Origin of the sequence: Acidaminococcus sp. (assembly GCF_050873445.1) — a bacterium.
Classification (GTDB): Bacteria; Bacillota; Negativicutes; order Acidaminococcales; family Acidaminococcaceae; genus Acidaminococcus.
In genome coordinates this window covers 1-4,950 of the sequence record NZ_JBNMIU010000082.1, presented here as the reverse complement: position 1 = coordinate 4,950, position 4,950 = coordinate 1, and the positions used below count along the sequence as shown (strand labels likewise).

Annotated in this window: 4 protein-coding genes; all 4 read right to left on the bottom strand. The window is 58.5% G+C overall.

Going from position 1 to position 4,950, the window contains the following annotated elements; genetic code table 11:
• Positions 1-216 precede the first annotated feature (216 nt).
• On the bottom strand, positions 217-1,224 hold the full coding sequence (locus tag ACR0QW_RS10600) for a Gfo/Idh/MocA family protein (RefSeq protein ID WP_432643610.1): 1,008 nt from the start codon (positions 1,222-1,224) through the stop codon (positions 217-219).
• A 15-nt stretch (positions 1,225-1,239) separates the two neighbouring features.
• Positions 1,240-2,280 carry a mechanosensitive ion channel family protein gene (locus tag ACR0QW_RS10595; RefSeq protein ID WP_432643609.1) on the bottom strand — a complete coding sequence of 347 codons (1,041 nt, stop codon included), beginning with the start codon at positions 2,278-2,280 and terminating at the stop codon, positions 1,240-1,242.
• Positions 2,281-2,384: 104 nt separating this feature from the next.
• Positions 2,385-4,028, bottom strand: a complete 1,644-nt coding sequence (locus ACR0QW_RS10590; protein ID WP_432643608.1) for an ABC transporter ATP-binding protein — start codon at positions 4,026-4,028, stop codon at positions 2,385-2,387.
• The coding region (locus ACR0QW_RS10585; protein ID WP_432643607.1) for an ATP-binding cassette domain-containing protein at positions 4,018-4,950 on the bottom strand (933 nt) is incomplete at its 5' end. The genes ACR0QW_RS10585 and ACR0QW_RS10590, both read right to left, overlap by 11 nt.

Below are 4,950 nucleotides of genomic sequence, written 5' to 3'. Positions count from 1 at the left end.
TCAAGAACTTTAAACGATTTCGAGGAAGGATATTACTGTTGTCTAAGGTAAAACTAAATTAAAGATGGACGTAAGCAAAAATGCTCACGTCCATGAATGGTGGATGATTTGAAATTCGCCCCAACATTTGACAAAGAACCCTAAAAAAACGGAGTGTGAAAAATCATTTTTTCACACTCCGTTTTTTTTATGAAAACAATATCAGACAGGATTCCTTTATCCGGAAACCTTTTCCAGGATCCTTGCCTCTTCCAGTGACCATTCCAGGCACTCCTGCACCTCAGCGCTCCATTTTCCCCCGATAATCCGGGCATATTCCCGGAATTCAAAAACCATGCGGTTCCCTTCTTCCGGAGCGCAGGCGGAATACTGCTGCGGCTCGTTGGAAACTTCGCTCTCTGTGGAAAACTGATCCTTGTCCGGTCCCTGGATGTACTGCCAGGTGACGCTGGCCATGTGGATGGGCTTCCCTTCCACCCGCAGCCAGCCTTTCTCCCCCTGCACCAGCAGGAAGCTGGGGCTGTCCGAATCCTTGGCCGCCGTCAGCTCTGCCCGGCAGCCGGGATATTCCAACAGCAGCACCCCGGAGGTATCCACCCCGTTCCAGCCCCGGTTGGGATGGTAGCTGGCCGCTTCCGGCCTGCCCAAAAGCGCCAGGACAAAATCCAGGTTGTACACATTCAGATCATACAGGGCGCCCCCCTGGAGCGCCGGATCGAAGGCCGGCAGGACAATCCCCTTCTGATATGCATCATACCGGCTGGAATACTGGGAATAATTGCACTGGATCAGCCGCAACTTTCCCAGAGTGGGCACCAGTTCCCGTACCCGGGCGAAAATGGGGCTGTGCCACAGGGGCATGGCTTCCAGCAGATACAGCCGCTTCACCCGGGCCAGGGCCGCCAGTTCCCGGGCCTCCCCATAGCTGGTGGTAAAGGGCTTTTCCAGCAGCACATTTTTCCCGTGGAGCAGGGCTTTCCGTGCATAATCCCCATGGACCGGATTGATCAGGGCGATGTACACCGTCTCGATCTCCGGGTCTTCCAGAAAGGCATCCAAATCAGTATACACCTTCCGGATGCCCTGTTTTTCGGCCAGATCATGGCCTCTTCCTGCACTGTGGGGCCGTACCCAGATGGCTTCCTTCTCCCAGGCAGGCACCTGGCTCACCGCCGCCAGGGCTACGGGCATGATGGCTCCCGACCCCATGAATCCCAGTTTCACTCTTCTCACCTCGAATCAGTCATGCCGCACCAGCAGCCGGATGTCCTCTTTCTTGTACCGGTTGACGATGGCCTTGATGAACTGGTGCTTCAGCGTCGCTTCGTCCAGGATGTTCTTGATCCGCAGTACCACCTGGAACCGGATGCCGTAATCCCCCAGCTGGTCGAACCGCACCAGAGGCTCGAAGCCGCTGACTCCGTATTCGCTGCGTTTCAGGATGCACCGGGCCACGTCCAGGGTCACCTGCTCCACCTGCTTCAGATCATTGTCGTAGGTGATCGTAATGGGAATGGAAATGGTGCATTCCGCCAGGGGCTGTTCATAGTTCATCACATTGGAAGCCGCAATATTCTTGTTGGGAACGATGATCAGATTCCCGGTGGCCGTCCGGATGGTGGTATTCCGCCAGTTCATGTCCACCACACGGCCGGCTTCCCCGCTGGCCATCTTGATGTAGTCCCCCATCCGCACCTGTTTGGAGAAAATGGTGGTGATGCCGCTGAACAGATTGGCCAGCGTATCCTGCAGAGCCAGGGCGGATGCCAGGCCGCCGGCGCCCAGAGCGGTGAGCAGCGGCGAAATGGAAATCCCGTAGGAATTCAGGATGAACAGGAAGCCCACCATATACACCGCCAAATCCACCACTGTGGACAGGATGGACATGGAGGAAGACCTTTCCTCGCTGCGGGACAGCCGACTCTTCAGATAAGAAGACGTCAGATGGGCCACGAACAGGGTTACTGTAAAAATCACAAGGCTGTGGAAATGGTCATTTAAAATGTGCCGTGCGAACTGGGGCAGGTTCAAGATGTTCTTGGTGAGCTTGATGCCCAGCTGCATCCCCAGAAGCACCGGCATGAACTTGAAGGTGTTTTCCCATTCCTCCCTCCGCACATGGGTGTGTCTGGAAAGCAGGCCAATCAGCCATTTGAACACATAATGCAGGATGGCGATACCGATCAGATTGAAGATGATGAAAGCAAGGAAATGGACGTGAGGTCCCCCATGCTGGAATTCCTCCATAAACATGGCCCAGGTAAAAGGGTGTTTCGGCATAACAAAGTAAGCTCCTTCACAGTAAAGTCAATAACTGGAATATAGTATAACACAAGGGGGTGTGAGAAAGCATTGTTTCACACCCCCTTTTCTTCATCTTGTTCCTATCTCCCTATCTCAATGATCCTCTGCCCCGCCAGGGCCCGGGAAAACCGGTGGGAAATGCTGAGCACCGTGCGCCCCCTGCCGGCCCGTTCCAGAGCCTGCAGGATCCGTTCTTCCGTACGGCTGTCCAGGTTGGCTGTGATTTCATCCAGCAGCAGCAGCTTCGGGTCCTTCACGATGGCCCGGGCAATGGACAGCAGCTGCAGTTCCCCCTGGGAAAACAGGCCGTCCTGCATGGGCGTCTTCAGCCCCTGGCTCAGCTGATCCACCGTTTCCTTCAGCTGCACCAGCTCCAGAGCCCGTTCCACCTGTTCCGGTGTAATGGTGGCATCGAACAGGGTCACCTGATCCGCCACCGTGCCGGGCACCGGCGAAAATTCCTGTTCCACACAGCCGTACAGGGCCCGTTTCTCTCTTTCCGGGATGGTCCCTGCCTGCCGGCCTTCCAGGGTCACCTGACCCCGTTCCGGCGCATAGAGCCCCAGCAGCAGTTTGAAGATGGTGCTCTTGCCGGAACCGCTGGGTCCCATGAAAATGGCCTGCTCCCCGTGCTTCAAGGTAAAAGACAGGTCCCGCAGAATGGGGTGTTCCGGTTCATAGCCGAAGGTCACATGCGTAAAGGCCACAGCTGCCCCTGCAGTCTCTGCCACCGGTGCGGACGCCGTCTGCAGGGTTTCTTCCGGTTCTGCCAGGAATTCCCCGATGTGCTGGATACCTGCCATGGCGCTCTGGATACTCTGGATCTCCATGCCGATGCTCTCCAGCGGGGCAAAGATCTTGCCCACATAGGCAATGGCCGCCACGGCGCTGCCCACGCTGACTCCGAAAAGAGCCTGCCAGGCCGTCCCCTGGGCCGCTCCGGTCATCATCACCGCCACCACCAGGGCCTGGGTCACCAGGATGATGGGCGAATAGATGCCGTCGAACACATTGGCCTTGTTGACGGCCCGGAAGCTGTCCGTAATCAGGCTGTCGTACCTGTCTTCCATATAGGCTTCCTTGCCCAGGCTGTGGATGGTCCGGATGTTGTGGATGGTTTCCGGCACGTGGTTATTCACCCGTCCGATGGCCCTCCGGTTCTCCCGCTGGGCCGCCAGGGTCCCCTTCTGGAAATGCCGGGTAAGCACGAACAGGAGCGGCAGCACCAGACACAGGAGCCCGAACAGGCCCCGGCTGCGGCTCCACAGGATCCCCAGGATGCCCACCAGTTTGCAGGCATCCGCCAGCATGCCCACCACCCCGTCGGAATACAGGGTATCGATGGTGTCCGCATCGTTCACGAACACCGAAGTGATCTGACCGCTGGGATGGCTGGTAAAATAGCCGGCAGGCAATCTGTCCAGCTTGGCGCACAGGGTAGAACGGAGCCCGTGGGTCACTTTCTGGCCGAAGATGGTGATGGCCCCGTTCTGGGCCGCCTCGAAAAAGTCCGAAAGGGCAATGAGGCTGATGTACAGCAGAGCCAGCTGCCAGGGGATGCCCCGTCCTTCCGTCAGGCTGTCCACGGCCCGTTCCAGCACCAGGGGCGGCAGCAGCGACGTTGTCACCGACAGTACCACCAGCAGCAGTACCAGGCTGGCGGAACGTCTGTGGCTCCGAAAAGTATCCTTCACACTTTCCCAGATGGGATTCTTACCGTTCATCCAGATCCACCCCTTCCTGCTGCAGGTTATACAGTCTGGCATAGCCCGGCTCCTGCCGCAACAGCGTTTCATGGGTTCCGAATCGGCCGGTTCCCCTGTCGATATAGAGCACCCCCGCAAATTCCGGAAAATGGGTCAGCCGGTGGGAAATCAGGAAGATCACCCGGTCCGGAAATTCCCGGCGGATGGCATCCAGGATCTTCGTTTCCCCCTGCCGGTCCACGGCCGCAAAGGGGTCATCCAGCACCAGTACCGACCGGGCATGGGCCAGGGTACGGGCCAGGGCCAGCCGGGCCTGCTGCCCGCCGGAAAGCTGGGCTCCCCCGCTGCCCGCCAGCGTATCCGCCCCCTCCGGCATGGCCGCCACTTCCCGGTCCAGGTTGGCAAGCGCCAGCGCATGATCCACATCCACCGGGTCGCCCAAGGCGATGTTCTCCCGGATGGACGTACTCAGAAGCTCCGGATCATGGCCCAGATAGGAAATGAAGGAATGGCGCTGCTCCGGGGTCAGGGTATGGAAGTCCTGGCCGTTCAGGGTCATGCTGCCCTTCCAGGGAACCTCCTCCAGGAACACCTTGCCCAGAAGGCTCTTGCCGCAGGCCACGGGCCCTGTAATGCCGATGATCTCCCCGGGCCGGGCAGTGAATGTCAGGCCCTCCAGCCCCTGTTCCTGGCCCCGGTAATGACAGGAAAGACCCCGGGCTGCCACTGTCACAGGCTCCACCGGGCCCCGGGGGGCTGCAGAAGTCTCCTTCACTGCCTGCTGCAGCAGAGGCCGGATCCGTTTCCAGGAAACCTGGGCCTTCTGCACGGCGTTGAACAGTTTGGCCGCATGGCTGGTCTTCACCGCCAGTTTGGTAAAACAGGCCAGGAAAGTGGTAAAGCTGGCGATATTCCAGACCGTCCAGCCTGTGCCCTGTAC

Excerpts from the sequence above, each read along its gene's own strand:
- ACR0QW_RS10595 (WP_432643609.1), bottom strand. The coding sequence starts at position 2,280 with ATGCCGAAACACCCTTTTACCTGGGCCATGTTTATGGAGGAATTCCAG.
- ACR0QW_RS10590 (WP_432643608.1), bottom strand. The coding sequence starts at position 4,028 with ATGAACGGTAAGAATCCCATCTGGGAAAGTGTGAAGGATACTTTTCGG.